Here is a 14,750-nt window from a genome sequence, read left to right as displayed (position 1 = left end):
GGAGATATATATGCCATATACTGAAAAATTTCAGGTGGGAGTAATAGCTTCAACTCATGGATTAAAAGGAGAGGTCAACGTATTTCCAACAACGGAAGATCCTCAGCGCTTTAAAAAGCTAAAAGAGATCACTATGGAGAGTGAGCGTGAAGGAAGTGTGGTCCTTCACATTGAGAGAGTAGCATTTACCAAGAAATTTGTAATACTTAAATTCAAAGAATATAACGATATCAATGAAGTGGAGCGCTTTAGAGGAAACAGCCTTACTGTTCCCAGAAAGGATGCTATAGAACTCCTGCCGGGTGAGCATTATGTGCCTGATATGTACGGCCTTGATATAGTGGATGAAGATGGAAATAAGCTTGGTACCCTGGTGGAGGTGATCCAGACGGGTGCCAATGATGTATATGAGATGAAGAGGATAGATGGCGGTCCCAATGTCATGATCCCTTCTATCAAGGAATGTGTACTGGATGTTGATCTTGACAGCAATACTATGAAAATACATGTGATGAAAGGCCTCATGGACTAAAACAGATTAAGGATTGGAGGAAAGCATGGTAGATTACACAGAAGGAGCAGGTATTCAGTATCATATACATACAAGTCCTGACAACGTAGGAGAGTATGTGATTCTCCCCGGTGATCCCGGTAGATGCGAAAAGATAGCAAGCTATCTGGATGCTGCCGAGAAGGTTGCGGAGAATAGAGAATTTACAACCTATACAGGCAGTCTTTTAGGACACAAGGTCAGTGTGACCAGTACAGGCATAGGCGGCCCTTCCGCATCCATTGCCATGGAAGAGCTGGTCAGATGTGGTGCCAAGACCTTTATAAGAGTGGGCACCTGCGGCGGTATGCAGACCAATGTGCTGGGAGGAGATATTATCATCGCTTCCGGAGCTGTCAGGATGGAAGGAACCAGCAAGGAGTATGCGCCTATAGAATTTCCTGCTGTGGCTGATTTTGCAGTGACCAAGGCCCTGGTAGAGGCAGCTGAGGCCAAGGAGTATCCTTATCATGTGGGTGTGGTTGAATGCAAGGATTCCTTCTACGGACAGCATGAACCTGAAAAGAAGCCTGTAAGCTATGAGCTTGAGAATAAATGGAAAGCCTGGATGAGACTGGGGGTACTGGGAAGTGAAATGGAATCTGCGGCCCTATATACAGTGGCTGCAGCACTAAAAGTACGCTGCAGCACGGTACTCCTTACAGTGGCCAATCAGGAGAGAGCAAAGCTCGGGCTTCCTAATCCCCAGGTACATGATACAGGCAAGGCTATAGAGACAGCTGTAGAAGCTATCAGGATACTGATAAAGGCTGAGCATAAGGGAGCGTGATATTTTGAAGGATTATTTTAAGCTGATGCAGACTGCTATGGATATGAGATACAAAAGCTATGTGCCCTATTCTCATTTTCATGTAGGTGCAGCCCTTCTTACAAATGAAGGATATGTATATACAGGCTGCAATATTGAAAATTCATCCTATGGCGCAACAAATTGTGCCGAGAGAACAGCCCTCTTTAAGGCTATATCAGAGGGCGAGCGGGAATTTGAAGCCATTGCCATTGCTGCCGGAAGAGAGGAAGGAATAGGTGATCTGATCACAGTACCTGCCCCTCCCTGCGGAATATGCAGGCAGGTGATAAGGGAATTCTGCGGACCTGATTTCAAGATTGTATTGCATGACAAAGAAGGCAATATTAAGGTCTATACACTTTCTGAGCTTTTGCCTGAAAGCTTTGGACCTGAGAATCTGTAAACTTGACGATATTTGATATTCATGTTATCATATGACAGTTGTCAAAAACCGGACGGTCCTCTGTTGCTGCTGATCCCAGAGTGGAAGCGTGTATGGCATTATAGAACGTCTCAGAAGAAGGAGAAATACCATGAGCACAATTATTGAAGAAATCGAAAAGGCACAGCTTAACGAGAACGTTCCTCAGTTCAACACAGGTGATACTATCAGAGTATACGCTAAGATCGTTGAGGGCGAGCGCACAAGAACTCAGATGTTCGAAGGCACAGTTAAGAAGATCCAGGGCGGTTCCAACCGTGCTACATTTACAGTTCGTAAGATTGCTTACGGCGTAGGCGTAGAGAAGACATGGCCCATCCACTCCCCTCTCATCGAGAAGGTTGAGGTTGTTCGCAGAGGCCGTGTAAGACGTGCTAAGCTCAACTATCTTGTTGGTCTCACCGGCAAGAAGGCTAAGGTTAAGGAAGCTAGATAATCTTAATTCTTTAATCGATACGAGAAGTATAGGCAATTGTCAAAGACTTATGAGTTCTGCGACAGTTGCCTTTCTTTTTACATTACATTGAAGTGCATCCATGCACTTCAGAACATGTTAGGATATATCCGTATATCCATGACATTGAAGTGCAAACTAGTGTGGAGTGAGGGTATAAGAAGGTATGGGCAGGAGAAGAAGATCAAGAAAAGAGTTTCACCTTGTTTATGGCGATGAGAAGAAGATCATCACACCTGAGCTTATAAGAGAGATTTTGTCTTTTGTATTTTATACTGTATGTGCGGTCGCAATAGCCTACCTTTTGTCCATGGGCTTTGGCAAAAGCGTGCAGAATGTGGGAGATTCCATGGAGCCCACCATATCCTCGGGACAAACGGTGCTTGTCAATCGCGTTACTACAGGACTGTCAGGGCCATCAAGAGGCAGCATCATAGCCTTTTTGCCAAACGGCAATACTAATCTTCATTACTATATCAAGAGAGTAGTGGGTGTCCCCGGAGATAGTGTTCAGATCATTGACGGGGCTTTATACATAAACGGTGCTGAGGTTGTCAGGGATTCAGAGAGCTTTGATGAGATGGTGGATGCCGGTATTGCATCCAGTTCTGTGAAACTTGGAAACGGTGAATTTTTTGTACTTGGAGATAACAGAAACGCTTCTGAAGACAGCAGAAGTGCCGATATAGGTATCGTAAAGAGTGAATATATACTGGGAAGCTGCTGGTATTATTATGGCGGCGGCGAGCATGGATTTATAGGCAGTTCCTATCCCGAAGGGGACGAATGACGGTAAGGGATCAGATATATGAGAATGGATAATAAGAAGAATAAAAGCGGGGCCGGGCCCGGTAAAAAAGCATCTGCGGTAAATGGAGCAAAGGCTTCGAATAAGTTTAATAAGCAGGCAGCTATAAAGAATTCCGGCAAAAATAATGCCCAGGTTAATAAAAAGATAAACAAGAAAGCCGGCAAGACTGAAAATACAGATGCCTCCGATAAGAATACTGAAAAGAGCAGCATTAACTGGTATCCCGGTCACATGACCAAGGCAGTTCGAATGATGAAGGAAAATATCAGCCTGGTGGATATCATTGTGGAGATCACAGACGCCAGAATCCCTTCTTCCAGTAGAAACCCTGATATAGATGAGCTGGGTAAGGATAAATTCAGGCTGGTGATCCTCAATAAGGCTGACCTGGCTGATAAATCCATTACAGATAAATGGATCGAATATTATAAGTCTAAGGGCATATATGCCATTGAGCTGGATTCCAGGAATTTTAAGGGAATGAAGGATGTAAAGAACCTGATGACACTTGCCTGCAAAGAGAAAATAGACAGAGATAGGGCCAGAGGCATTATAGGTAGGCCTATCAGGGCCATGGTGGCAGGTATCCCAAATGTGGGCAAGTCCACCTTTATCAACCATCTGACTGGTAAGAATGCAGCCAAGACAGGTAATAAGCCCGGTGTTACCAAAGGTAAGCAGTGGATCATGCTGGGACAGGAGATACAGCTTTTGGATACTCCCGGTATACTCTGGCCCAAGTTTGAGGATCAGAGAGTAGGCAATCACCTGGCTATGACAGGCTCTATCAATGATAACATACTGGATATCGGCGAACTCTGCATTGGTCTGTTAAAGGATCTGGAAAAGAACTATGCAGCCAATATATATAAGACGTATAATATTAATGACGAAGATATTGATAGAGCTATAGAAGAGGATCATCTTATGGCCAGGGAAGCGGGTATCATTGCTGCTGTAGCAGCCAGGAGAAATCTTCTGCTGCCGGGCTCAAAGTATGATTATGCCAGAGCTTCCGATCTGATAATCGATGATTTCAGGAGCGGGAGACTGGGCAGGATCAGTCTGGAAGAACCTATGCATGACGATGGCTTATAGAAGGGACATGGATCCTTTCGTTTCATGGCTTATTGATGACTACTCAGTATAATAATTTCCTTATTCAGGGGGTTGTGCGAGATATGGAAGACAGAATAATAGAAAGCTGCGAAGATAAGAGTGAATCAAAACTCAGACATTTTATAAAAGAGCTTATCAGCACTGTTTTGTACTTTGTATCAGTGATAGTGATAATGATACTCTTTATGACCTTTGTTGCCCAAAGGACGGATGTACTGGGCAATTCGATGCTCAATACCTTGCAGGACGGCGATTCTCTGATAGTATCCAAGATATCCTACATTATAGGTGAGCCCGAAAGGTTTGATATTGTAGTATTTCCTCATGTTGATATGAGGACCGGGCAGGATTCGTATTTTATCAAGAGAGTCATAGGACTGCCCGGTGAGACTGTGTATATTGATCCGGAAGGTAATATATATATAAACGGTATCGTATTGAATGAGAGCTATGGCAGAGAAGTAATAGTAAATGCAGGCCTGGCTTCTTCGGAGATCACTCTGGGAGAAGACGAATATTTTGTAATGGGAGACAACAGGAACGATTCTCTGGATTCCAGATATCCGGAGGTGGGTAATATCAAGAGAGACGAGCTGGTTGGTAAGGCTGTTGTCAGGATATTCCCCTTCTCATCCTTTGGACTACTTAAGAAATAAACAAGAGCAGGGGGACCGGTAAGTAAATGGAAAGTATCACATCAATCAAAGCAAAATTTGCATCCAGCCCGGATACAGGGCTGGATCTCTTTATAGACAGCTATTCAAATGATGAGAGAAGCGGTGTACAAAGCCTGGTAAAAAGAGCTATCAAAAGAAGGGATGCTTATCAAAAGGAGCTTTTAAGGATTGAGGAGATGAAGCATTTTGAAAAGCTCTATGCTGATAGGGGCTATATCTGCGGCGTAGATGAGGTGGGCAGAGGCCCGCTGGCAGGCCCTGTGTGTGCAGGCGCAGTGATACTGCCTGCTGACTGTGACATCCTCTATCTGAATGATTCCAAGCAATTATCCGAAAAAAAGAGAGAAGAGCTCTATGAACTGATAGGGGAGAAGGCTGTGGCCTGGGCTGTAGCCTTTGCTGATAATGACAGGATAGACGAGATCAATATCTTGCAGGCAGATTATGAGGCTATGGCAGAGGCTGTGGGTAGCCTTAAAGTAAAGCCGGGGATCCTGCTTATGGATGCTGTTCATGTGCCTCAGCTTGAGGACTATGAGCAGGTATCTATCATCAAGGGAGATGCCAAGAGTATATCCATTGCGGCAGCCAGCATCATGGCCAAGGTAACAAGAGACCGTTATATGGCGGAGATGGATAAAGAGTATCCCGGATACGGCTTTGCCAGAAACAAGGGCTATGGAAGCGCTGAGCACATTAAGGCGCTCAAAGAGATAGGGCCTTCAAGGATCCATAGGAGATCCTTTATAGGTAACTTTGTGTGATAGCTTATATTCCGGGAGTGTCCGTATGGTCAGTGATCTGAGTATAAATCAGGGTTTCAAAATCAGAGAGCCCATTGGGGTTAATGATCAGCAGGCCGGGGCACGTGCGTCAAAGGATGTTGCCTCTTCACTAAAAGCAGGCGACAGCGTAAGCGGCAGAATCGTGGATCTGACAAGTAATTCCGATGGCAGCAGAAATGCAAGGGTAGATATGGGCGGCGGCAATATGCTGGATGCCAGGTTGTCCAATTCTATGGATATTTCCAAGGGACAGAATATCCTCTTTACAGTGAGAAGCGCATCTTCAGGACAAGTCACATTATCCCCCTTATATGAGAATACAGCTGCTCTTACAGCTACAACAGACAAGGCTCTCATGGCTGCAGGGCTGGCTATTACTGACAAGCTTAGGGAAATGGTGGGCAGTATGATGAAGGAGGGTATGGGCATAGACAGGAATGCGCTCCTTGATATGGCCAGGACCCTGGATTCATACCCTTTAGCCAGTCCTTCTGTGCTGGTGAGGATGACCAGTAATGAGATTCCCATAAATGAAACCAATATACAGCAGTTCACTAATTACAGCAATTATGAACACCAGATAATATCAGGAATGCATGAGATAGCAGATGGTATTCCTGAGGTTTATCAGAGCCTTACGTCCGCAGGAGATCAGGATGGCGCTTTGGAGCTCATGGGAGATATCATAAGGCTGTTTGGAGAAGGGGCAGAAGAGGGAGCTGATGAGGGACAGCTTATGAGCGCTGTAAAGGGCGAGCCCCGGGCACAGGAAGGGAGAGCAGGTATAGCAGGGGATGACGCATCAGCTGCAGCAGCTGCTAAAGGTGAAGAAGCCCTGCAAGAAGCCAAAGCAGGTGTCATAGATATAGGAGAGGGCATAAATAGCGAAAGTGGGTCAGAAAAAATCCTGTTAAAGGGCGAAGCTGCAGACAATGGACAAGGCGCGGGGGAAATAAAAGGAGAAGAAGCCCTTGCCGGACAAAAGAATCTATCTGCAGGAGCTGAGGGTAAAGGATCAGAGGGCCCCCTTCAAGCTGACAGATTGATACGGGATCTGTTATCGGGGATATCAGATACTAACAGCGCTGACAAGAATGCAGGTAATCAGGCTATAAAGAGCCTTGTTGGGAGCCCGGAATTTCGAGAGCTTGCAGGAGAGCTTTTAAAGGATCCTTCTCTGGCAGATGTTTTTAAGGGCATGCTGCAGGGAAAAATGCCGACAAGTTCCTCTGATGTGATCAATGATCTTTCACGCCTTTTTGACCAGTCTCTGCATCAAAATGACGGTGTTGATAAGGCATGGAACAGGCTTTTTAACTCAGATTCTTTTGTCAAAGCTCTAAAAGAGACCATATCCGATCAGTGGACCCTGACCCCTAAGGAAGTGGGGGAAAAGGGAAATGTGGATGATCTATACAGGCGTCTGGAAAACAATGCGAGACGTCTGACTGAGCTATTTAAGGATTCGTCTCTGGAAAATACGGCATCCTTTAAGGGCTCTCAAAATATGCAGCAGAATCTGGACTTTATGAATCAGATGAATCAGATGGCGGCATATGTGCAATTGCCTCTGAAAATGGCAGGCAATGAGGCTCATGGAGACCTCTATGTATATTCGGGCGGGAAAAATGCCGCCAGCGAGGATGGTTCTGTATCGGCTCTGCTCCATCTGGATATGGCTCATTTGGGTCCTACAGACGTCTATGTGAAGATGAAGGGCGATACTGTCACCAGTAACTTTACACTGGCTGACGAGGCTGCGATGGACCTTATAGAGGCCCATATAGATGAACTGGATGCAAGGCTAAAGGCAAGAGGCTATAATGCCAGCTTTGCAGTGAAAAAGTCAGGGGATGAGGATCCCTCAAACAGCGCCTTGGACGAGATGCTGGGCCTTAAGACTGACAGCAAGCTGGTACGTAGTACGAGCTTTGATGCGAGAGCATAGATGGAGGAATCATGGCGGATAAGAATAAAACAGCCATAGCTCTTGGATACGATCCTAATGAAGATAATGCCCCCAAAGTCATTGCTTCAGGTAAGGGAAAGATCGCCGAGAGGATCATAGAAGAAGCTAAAGAGAATAACATCCCCCTTCACAAGGACGATAAGCTGGCCGATACCCTGTCAAGGCTTGATATAGGCGAAGCTATACCTCCTGAGCTCTATAATGTTGTGGCTGAGATCCTGGTATTTGTTGATGCAATGGACAAGATCAAAGCAAAGTCCGGGGGTAAGCTGTAGTGAACAAGCATTTATACGGTCAAAGGGGTGAGGAGATAGCGTTGCGATTTATCACGGACAGAGGCGGAGAGCTCCTTGAGAAGAATTATAGATTCAAAAGAGGCGAGATAGACCTGATAGTAAGGGACGGGGATTATATAGCCTTTGTAGAAGTCAAATACAGACAAAATGACCATTATGGAAGCGCAGCTGAAGCTGTAGGTTATGAGAAGCAGCGCAATATATCAAGAGGCTGTGATCATTATTTGATACAAAAGGGTCTTGATGAATATACTCCGGTGAGATTCGACGTGCTGACACTGGAGAAAACAGATGACCAAAGGGGAGATCTGTATATCAAATGGATCAAAAATGCTTTTGATTATATACCATTAAGGAAAAAGAGGGGGAGATAGTAATATGGATTCAACTTATAATTTCTTTGCCACAATATCCAGAATGAAATATATAGAGAGATGGGCTCTAATGAGAAATTCAAGGCCTGAGAATCTCTCCGAGCACTCCTGCGAAGTAGCTATGATATCCCATGTACTCTGCAGTATGGCTAATGTGAGATATGGGCATGAGCTGGACGCCAATATGGCGGCACTCATAGGCCTGTATCACGATACAACAGAGATCATTACAGGGGATATGCCTACGCCCGTAAAATACTTTAACAGCAGTATCAGGGATGCATATAAGGAGGTAGAGAAGGTAGCGGAGAATACACTGCTGGATAGGCTTCCGGATGACCTGCGCCCCATATATGAGAAGATATACAAGGGCTGTGGCTGCAAGGAAGAGGCTTATATGAGAAGCCTGATAAAGGCTGCAGATAAGCTGTCAGCTCTGATCAAATGCATTGAAGAAGAAAGGAGCGGCAATACGGAGTTTAAGACTGCCAAGGAATCTACCTGGAAGTCAGTCAACGAACTTTGTGCCAAATATCCTGAGGTCCTTGATTTTGTAAATGAATTCCTGCCTGCTTACGGCAGGACACTAGATGAACTGAGCAGAGGATAAATAAAACAGTCCTTTGGCAAAAATTGATTTATTGCCTAAGGACTGTTTTTTTAGTTACATCAGTATGATGATCACTGCCCCAGTTCTGCGATGGAGTGGTCGCCTTCGTTGTAGCGACGAACAATCTCGTGGATCTTGGAGGTAGGAGTCAGGATATTGCTGGTGGATGAATCATGATTGAAGAAATCAATGATGGTAGCAATAAAGCTGCTCATGTCTGCCACGAGATAATAAGGACGCTTTACGTTATCAGGATGCTGGTAGGTCAGGTTGGTGGAGATAATGTAATCAAAATCTCTCTTCTCATAAGCGTCATCAAATTTATCAAGACCGTCTGTAAAGAGACCGAATGTACATGCGATGAATACCCTGCCTGCTCCCATAGCCTTGAGCTGTCTGGAGGTATCGATCATGGATGCACCTGAAGATATCATATCATCAACAATGATAACGTCCTTGCCCTGGATATTGGAGCCCAGGAATTCATGGGCTACGATGGGATTGGAACCGTTAACAACATGTGCATAATCGCGGCGCTTATAGAACATACCTGTATCTGCGCCGAGAACGTTTGCAAAGTATACTGCTCTGTCCAGAGCACCTTCATCGGGGCTTATAACAATAAGGTGATCCTTGTCCACAGTCAGGTCATTTATATTATTGAGCAGGACCTTCATGAACTGATAGGTTGCCATGAAGTTATCAAAACCTGTAAGAGGAGCAGAATTGGATATTCTGGGATCATGAGCATCAAAGGTGATGAAGTTCTTGACGCCCATATCGCTGAGCTCCTTGAACATAAGAGCTGCATCCAGGGATTCCCTCTGAGTACGCCTGTGCTGACGGCCTACATAAAGGAAAGGCATGATGACATTGATCCTCTTGGCCGAACGGGACGCAATGGCAATGACTCTCTTAAGATCCTGATAATGATCATCGGGAGACTTGTAATTGGTAAAGCCGTTCATATTGTAAGGACAGTTATAGTTCATGATATCTGTAAGGATAAAGCAGTCCTTACCTCTTGTAGAGAATCTGAATCTTGCCTTGGCTTCTCCGCTGGCGAAGCGGTCAAGCTCAGGCCATGCCAGATAGGAATCCTCTTTGTATCCATTAAAAGCGGGATCGTTCTGAGGCATTTCGTGCATGGTGTGGCGAAATTCTACAAGATGAGAGTCTACAGCTTTGGCCAGTTCTGCAGCTGAATCCATTGCTACAAGCTGAAGTGGAGCTACAGGCAGTGTGGCTTCCAATTTGTGAAAATCCGGCATTTTGATACCTTCCTTTTTAAATCTTTTACAATAAGTCTCTTATGTTTTATCATCTGTTGTGTGGCGCGTCAAGGTCAATCATGCTAAAATAACTTTGTATGCGCAGATATAATTAAGATAAAGGCAGTATATATGCAAAAAGATATTAAGGGACACCTTATAAAAGAAGTGAACCCCGGAAGCATTGCTGAGGAAGTTGGCATTGAAGTCGGGGATTATCTTCTTGCCATAAATGATAATGAGATAAAGGATATTTTTGACTATCAGTATTTTACTGAAAATGAAGAGGTCAATGTTCTTATCCAGAAGAGGGACGGAGAACCCTGGCTTTTGGAAATAGAAAAGGATGAGGATGAAGATCTTGGCATTGTTTTTGACAATGGCCTTATGGACAATTACAGGTCATGTCATAATAAATGCATTTTTTGTTTTATAGACCAGATGCCTCCGGGTATGAGAGAGACACTGTATTTTAAGGATGATGATTCCAGGCTTTCTTTTCTCCAGGGGAATTATGTGACTCTCACCAATATGTCAGATGAAGATCTGGAGCGTATCATCCGTTATCATCTATCTCCTATCAATGTGTCTGTGCAGACTACTAATCCTGAGCTTAGGAACATGATGATGGGCAACCGTTTTGCAGGGGATGCTCTGAAGAAGCTCCACAGGCTCTGTGATCCTGCTAATGGTCTGGAGCTTAATGGTCAGATAGTGCTCTGTAAGGGTATCAATGACGGGGCAGAGCTTAGAAGATCCCTTTCGGACCTCTATGCTATGAGACCCTCTATGGTCAGCCTCTCTGTGGTGCCTGTAGGTCTCTCAAGGTTCAGGGAAGGCCTGTATCCCTTAGAGCCCTTTGAGAAAGAGGACGCCGGGAAGGTCATAGAAGAGATATCCTACTGGCAGGAGAAGAGCTACAGGGAATACGGAGACCATTTTGTCCATGCTTCCGATGAATGGTATATGATAGCAGGACTGCCCATTCCCGGTGCTGAGATATATGACGGCTATGGACAGCTGGAAAATGGCGTGGGCATGGTAAGGCTGATGCTGGATGATTTTTATTCCTGTCTTGACAGGCTCAAAGCCAGATACAAAGAGGATCCGGAATTTGCCAGGCATATTGATGAGCGCAGGTTTAAATGCAGTTCCGTGACCGGCAGACTTATTTATCCCTGGGTAAAAGAGATGGCTGATAAGCTTATGGAATTTTGTCCCGGACTTGACTTTAATGTGATAGAAGTGGTAAATCATTTCTTCGGTGAGAGGATCACTGTCACAGGTCTTCTCACAGGAAGGGATATCATAGACAGGGTTAAGCAGGAGGATGCAGGAGAGGTGCTCCTTCTCCCCGGCAATGTGCTTAGGGCAGGAGAGAATTATCTTCTGGATGATATCACTGTTGAAGATATAGAAAGAGAATTACAGATTCCCGTTGAGATAATTGATTCTTCCGAGGACGGACTGGTCAGGAGACTCTTGGGAATATGACAGGTAAAGGAGTTATATGAGAAAACAGATAGTAGCTGTGGTGGGGCGCCCTAATGTGGGCAAATCCACATTGTTTAATGTTCTGGCAGGCAAGAGGATCTCCATTGTGGAAGATACTCCCGGTGTTACCAGGGACAGGATCTACGCGGATGTAGAGTGGCTGGGAAGGGTGTTTACCCTGATAGATACAGGCGGTATAGAGCCTGACAGCAAGGATGTCATCCTCTCTCAAATGAGAGAACAGGCCCAGATGGCCATTGATACTGCTGATGTGATCATTTTCCTCTGTGATCTAAAGCAGGGCGTGACCGATGCTGATGCTCAGGTGGCTGATATGCTGCGCCGAAGCGGCAAGCCTGTGGTACTGACTGTTAATAAGGTGGATTCCTATAAGAGAGACAGCCTGGATGTATATGAATTCTACAATCTGGGAATAGGCGATCCTGTACCGATCTCTGCTGCCAATATGCAGGGTATAGGCGATATGCTGGAAGCTGTTGCCGAGCATTTTCCTGATGAGAAGGAGATAAGGGAAGAGGAAGAGGATGACAGCATCAAGGTGGCTGTAATCGGTAAGCCCAATGTGGGCAAGTCCAGTATCATCAACCGTCTCATCGGTGAGAACAGGCTGATCGTATCAGATGTAGCAGGTACTACCAGGGATGCCATAGATACCAAGATCATACACGCCGGTCAGGAATATACATTTATCGATACCGCAGGTATCAGGCGTCACAATAAGATCAAAGAGAACCTGGAACAGTATATGCTGGTCAGGACAGTTACCGCTGTTGAGAGAGCCAGTGTATGTGTCCTTGTCATCAATGCAGAGGAAGGAGTCACTGAGCAGGATGCCAAGATAGCAGGCATAGCTCATGACAATGGCAAGGCTGTTATAATTGCTGTTAATAAGTGGGACCTTATCGAAAAGGATAATCATACTGTGGGCAAGTTTACGGAGAAGATCCGTCAGACTCTTGCATTTATGCCTTATGCTGAGATACTCTTTATATCGGCTCAGACCGGTCAGAGACTGGTCAAGCTCTATGATATGATAGATGCTGTATATCAGAATCATTCCATGCGTGTGGCAACAGGTGTCCTTAATGAGATATTGATGCAGGCTCTGGTAATGCAGCAGCCTCCGTCAGACAGGGGCAGGGTACTCAAGGTCTACTACATGACTCAGGTATCAGTATGTCCTCCCACCTTTGTCATTTTTGTAAATGACAAAAAACTGATGCATTTCTCCTACACCAGGTATATTGAGAATCAGGTAAGGGCAGCATTTGGTTTTGCGGGTACACCGCTTAGATTTATAATCAGAGAGAGAAAGGGCGATAATTCGATAAAGGGAAACAACAAATGACTATGACAAGCCTTCGATTTATTTGTATTGCCATTGGCTACGTTTTTGGCATGATCCAGACTGCGTATTTCTACGGAAGACTAAAGGGTATCGACATCAGACAGTATGGCAGCGGCAATGCAGGTACCACCAACACCTTAAGAGTCCTTGGGGCCAAGGCCGGATTTATCGTTCTTTTCGGAGATATGCTCAAATGTGCACTGGCTGTATGCCTGGTAGGTTTCCTCTTTTCCTCCGCATATCCGGAGCATGTGTATCTGCTTAAGATGTATACAGCATTTGGAGCTATACTTGGACATGATTTTCCTTTTTACATGAAATTCAAGGGGGGTAAGGGAATAGCTGCAACCTGCGGCTTTATGATAGCTTTTCACTGGACCTTTATTCCCATGTTCCTGATAGTATTCCTTCTCATTTTTAATCTGACACACTATGTGTCACTGGGGTCTCTTGCTCTCTATCTGGGTTTTGTGATCCTGCTCATGTTCGAGGGAGAGAAGGGGCTCTTTGGATTCGGAGCTATGGCTGCAGCTGACAGGGTTGAGATGTATATCATAGCCATTGTCATGACATGCCTTGCCTTCTGGCAGCACAGGTCCAATATCAACAAGCTGGTGAACCATACTGAACGCAAAACATATATTTTCAAGAAAAAGAATGCAGAGGATTAAATGGAAGAGACTTTAAGTATAGGCATTTTGGGTGCAGGAAGCTGGGGAATGGCTCTGGCTTTTGTTCTTGGAAGCAAGGGATATAATGTTACTGTCTGGTCCAGACGCGACGAGATGGTCAGAGAGCTGACAAGAAGTCATGAAAATAAAGACAAGCTTCCGGGAGTAATACTTCCGGATACAGTAGGATATACTTCTGATATAGAGACTGCTGTTAAAGACAAGGATATTATTTTGATGGTAGTACCTGCTGCCAAGACCAGGGAGACCTGCAAGAAGATAGCTCCCTTTGTCAGCATAGATCAGGTGATAGTGACCTGCTCCAAGGGCATAGAGGAATCAACTATGCTCCTGGTGTCGGAGGTCATAGAAGACGAGCTTGACGGCAGGATACAGAGGGGAAATGTAGCTGTCCTGTCAGGCCCTTCACATGCAGAAGAGGTGGGCAGGATGATGCCTACGGCTATAGTAGTGGGCGCATCTACAGCCAGCCTTGCCAGAAGATTGCAGAATATCTTTATGAGCAAGGTGTTCAGGGTATATATCAGCCCTGATATGACAGGTATAGAGCTGGGAGGTGCCTGCAAGAATGTCATAGCTTTGGCGGCAGGTATAGCTGATGGGCTGGGCTACGGAGACAATACCAAGGCAGCACTTATCACAAGAGGGATAACTGAGATAACAAGACTGGGTATGGCTGCAGGAGGACAGGCTGAGAGCTTCTCGGGCCTCACCGGTATAGGAGACCTGATAGTGACCTGTGCATCCATGCATTCCAGAAACAGAAGAGCAGGCATACTTATTGGTCAGGGCAAGACTCCTGATGAAGCCATGGATGAAGTCCATATGGTGGTTGAAGGAGTATTCAGTGCTAAGGCGGCGCTGGAGCTTGCCAGGAAATATAAGGTGGAAACACCTATTATCGAGCAGGTATGCGAAGTGCTTTTTAATGGCAAAAGCGCCAGGGAAGCTGTTGCAGACCTTATGCTGAGGGACGGCAAGGTCGAGAATAATACACTTTCATGGCCTGATGAATAAATTAAAAAG

General features: G+C 45.2%; 17 protein-coding genes. 16 read left to right on the top strand and 1 reads right to left on the bottom strand.

What is annotated here, in order from left to right:
• The first annotated feature begins 10 nt into the window (after positions 1–10).
• The 12 genes from rimM to yfbR all read left to right on the top strand — a co-directional run bounded on the left by rimM (position 11) and on the right by yfbR (position 8,898).
• A complete protein-coding gene (rimM, locus tag G636_RS0106115) occupies positions 11–532 on the top strand; it encodes a ribosome maturation factor RimM (protein ID WP_035778954.1) in 522 nt (173 codons plus the stop codon).
• 25 nt (positions 533–557) lie between these two features.
• Complete coding sequence (gene udp, locus G636_RS0106110; RefSeq protein WP_026507328.1) at positions 558–1,340, top strand: uridine phosphorylase; 783 nt, start codon at positions 558–560, stop codon at positions 1,338–1,340.
• Between the two features lie 25 nt (positions 1,341–1,365).
• A complete protein-coding gene (gene cdd, locus G636_RS0106105; RefSeq protein WP_051226627.1) occupies positions 1,366–1,764 on the top strand; it encodes a cytidine deaminase in 399 nt (132 codons plus the stop codon).
• 130 nt (positions 1,765–1,894) lie between these two features.
• The gene (rplS, locus tag G636_RS0106100) at positions 1,895–2,239 is read left to right on the top strand and encodes a 50S ribosomal protein L19 (RefSeq protein ID WP_026507326.1); all 345 of its coding nucleotides are present in this window, start codon (positions 1,895–1,897) and stop codon (positions 2,237–2,239) included.
• Between the two features lie 184 nt (positions 2,240–2,423).
• A complete protein-coding gene (lepB, locus tag G636_RS0106095; protein WP_026507325.1) occupies positions 2,424–3,047 on the top strand; it encodes a signal peptidase I in 624 nt (207 codons plus the stop codon).
• 24 nt (positions 3,048–3,071) lie between these two features.
• Positions 3,072–4,166: a ribosome biogenesis GTPase YlqF gene (ylqF, locus tag G636_RS0106090; protein ID WP_081668295.1), complete on the top strand. Its 1,095-nt coding sequence runs from the start codon at positions 3,072–3,074 to the stop codon at positions 4,164–4,166.
• A gap of 83 nt (positions 4,167–4,249) precedes the next feature.
• On the top strand, positions 4,250–4,843 hold the full coding sequence (gene lepB / locus G636_RS0106085) for a signal peptidase I (protein WP_051226594.1): 594 nt from the start codon (positions 4,250–4,252) through the stop codon (positions 4,841–4,843).
• Positions 4,844–4,869: 26 nt separating this feature from the next.
• Complete coding sequence (locus G636_RS0106080) at positions 4,870–5,628, top strand: ribonuclease HII (RefSeq protein ID WP_026507322.1); 759 nt, start codon at positions 4,870–4,872, stop codon at positions 5,626–5,628.
• Between the two features lie 25 nt (positions 5,629–5,653).
• A complete protein-coding gene (fliK, locus tag G636_RS0106075) occupies positions 5,654–7,597 on the top strand; it encodes a flagellar hook-length control protein FliK (protein ID WP_026507321.1) in 1,944 nt (647 codons plus the stop codon).
• 11 nt (positions 7,598–7,608) lie between these two features.
• Positions 7,609–7,893 (top strand): EscU/YscU/HrcU family type III secretion system export apparatus switch protein, encoded by a 285-nt coding sequence (locus tag G636_RS0106070; protein WP_035778949.1) that lies wholly within the window; start codon positions 7,609–7,611, stop codon positions 7,891–7,893.
• A complete protein-coding gene (locus G636_RS0106065) occupies positions 7,893–8,288 on the top strand; it encodes a YraN family protein (RefSeq protein WP_026507319.1) in 396 nt (131 codons plus the stop codon). Before G636_RS0106070 ends, G636_RS0106065 begins: the two co-directional genes overlap by 1 nt.
• Positions 8,289–8,292: 4 nt before the next feature.
• Positions 8,293–8,898 (top strand): 5'-deoxynucleotidase, encoded by a 606-nt coding sequence (gene yfbR / locus G636_RS0106060; RefSeq protein ID WP_026507318.1) that lies wholly within the window; start codon positions 8,293–8,295, stop codon positions 8,896–8,898.
• A 71-nt stretch (positions 8,899–8,969) separates the two neighbouring features.
• On the opposite strand, the gene G636_RS0106055 is transcribed toward yfbR, so the two are convergent.
• Positions 8,970–10,169: a ribose-phosphate pyrophosphokinase gene (locus G636_RS0106055; protein ID WP_026507317.1), complete on the bottom strand. Its 1,200-nt coding sequence runs from the start codon at positions 10,167–10,169 to the stop codon at positions 8,970–8,972.
• Between the two features lie 132 nt (positions 10,170–10,301).
• On the opposite strand from G636_RS0106055, the gene G636_RS0106050 reads away from it, so the two are divergent.
• Genes G636_RS0106050 through G636_RS0106035 form a run of 4 tightly spaced genes read left to right on the top strand, consistent with a single transcriptional unit; the run spans position 10,302 to position 14,741 of the window.
• Entirely contained in the window at positions 10,302–11,663 is a 1,362-nt protein-coding gene (locus tag G636_RS0106050; RefSeq protein WP_026507316.1) for a DUF512 domain-containing protein, read from the top strand.
• 16 nt (positions 11,664–11,679) lie between these two features.
• Positions 11,680–13,032, top strand: coding sequence for a ribosome biogenesis GTPase Der (der, locus tag G636_RS0106045; protein WP_026507315.1), 1,353 nt, complete (start codon positions 11,680–11,682; stop codon positions 13,030–13,032).
• Positions 13,029–13,703: a glycerol-3-phosphate 1-O-acyltransferase PlsY gene (gene plsY / locus G636_RS0106040; protein ID WP_026507314.1), complete on the top strand. Its 675-nt coding sequence runs from the start codon at positions 13,029–13,031 to the stop codon at positions 13,701–13,703. Before der ends, plsY begins: the two co-directional genes overlap by 4 nt.
• Complete coding sequence (locus G636_RS0106035) at positions 13,704–14,741, top strand: NAD(P)H-dependent glycerol-3-phosphate dehydrogenase (RefSeq protein WP_026507313.1); 1,038 nt, start codon at positions 13,704–13,706, stop codon at positions 14,739–14,741.
• Positions 14,742–14,750 lie beyond the last annotated feature (9 nt).

Source organism: Butyrivibrio sp. MC2013 (assembly GCF_000424585.1).
Lineage (GTDB): Bacteria > Bacillota > Clostridia > Lachnospirales > Lachnospiraceae > Butyrivibrio.
This window is presented reverse-complemented; position numbering and strand designations above follow the sequence as displayed.

Bases quoted from the DNA above. Each gene is read 5' to 3' on its own strand.
- rimM (WP_035778954.1), top strand. From the start codon at position 11: ATGCCATATACTGAAAAATTTCAGGTGGGAGTAATAGCTTCAACTCAT.
- udp (WP_026507328.1), top strand. From the start codon at position 558: ATGGTAGATTACACAGAAGGAGCAGGTATTCAGTATCATATACATACA.
- cdd (WP_051226627.1), top strand. From the start codon at position 1,366: ATGCAGACTGCTATGGATATGAGATACAAAAGCTATGTGCCCTATTCT.
- rplS (WP_026507326.1), top strand. From the start codon at position 1,895: ATGAGCACAATTATTGAAGAAATCGAAAAGGCACAGCTTAACGAGAAC.
- lepB (WP_026507325.1), top strand. From the start codon at position 2,424: ATGGGCAGGAGAAGAAGATCAAGAAAAGAGTTTCACCTTGTTTATGGC.
- ylqF (WP_081668295.1), top strand. From the start codon at position 3,072: ATGGATAATAAGAAGAATAAAAGCGGGGCCGGGCCCGGTAAAAAAGCA.
- lepB (WP_051226594.1), top strand. From the start codon at position 4,250: ATGGAAGACAGAATAATAGAAAGCTGCGAAGATAAGAGTGAATCAAAA.
- G636_RS0106080 (WP_026507322.1), top strand. From the start codon at position 4,870: ATGGAAAGTATCACATCAATCAAAGCAAAATTTGCATCCAGCCCGGAT.
- fliK (WP_026507321.1), top strand. From the start codon at position 5,654: ATGGTCAGTGATCTGAGTATAAATCAGGGTTTCAAAATCAGAGAGCCC.
- G636_RS0106070 (WP_035778949.1), top strand. From the start codon at position 7,609: ATGGCGGATAAGAATAAAACAGCCATAGCTCTTGGATACGATCCTAAT.
- yfbR (WP_026507318.1), top strand. From the start codon at position 8,293: ATGGATTCAACTTATAATTTCTTTGCCACAATATCCAGAATGAAATAT.
- G636_RS0106055 (WP_026507317.1), bottom strand. From the start codon at position 10,169: ATGCCGGATTTTCACAAATTGGAAGCCACACTGCCTGTAGCTCCACTT.
- G636_RS0106050 (WP_026507316.1), top strand. From the start codon at position 10,302: ATGCAAAAAGATATTAAGGGACACCTTATAAAAGAAGTGAACCCCGGA.
- der (WP_026507315.1), top strand. From the start codon at position 11,680: ATGAGAAAACAGATAGTAGCTGTGGTGGGGCGCCCTAATGTGGGCAAA.
- plsY (WP_026507314.1), top strand. From the start codon at position 13,029: ATGACTATGACAAGCCTTCGATTTATTTGTATTGCCATTGGCTACGTT.
- G636_RS0106035 (WP_026507313.1), top strand. From the start codon at position 13,704: ATGGAAGAGACTTTAAGTATAGGCATTTTGGGTGCAGGAAGCTGGGGA.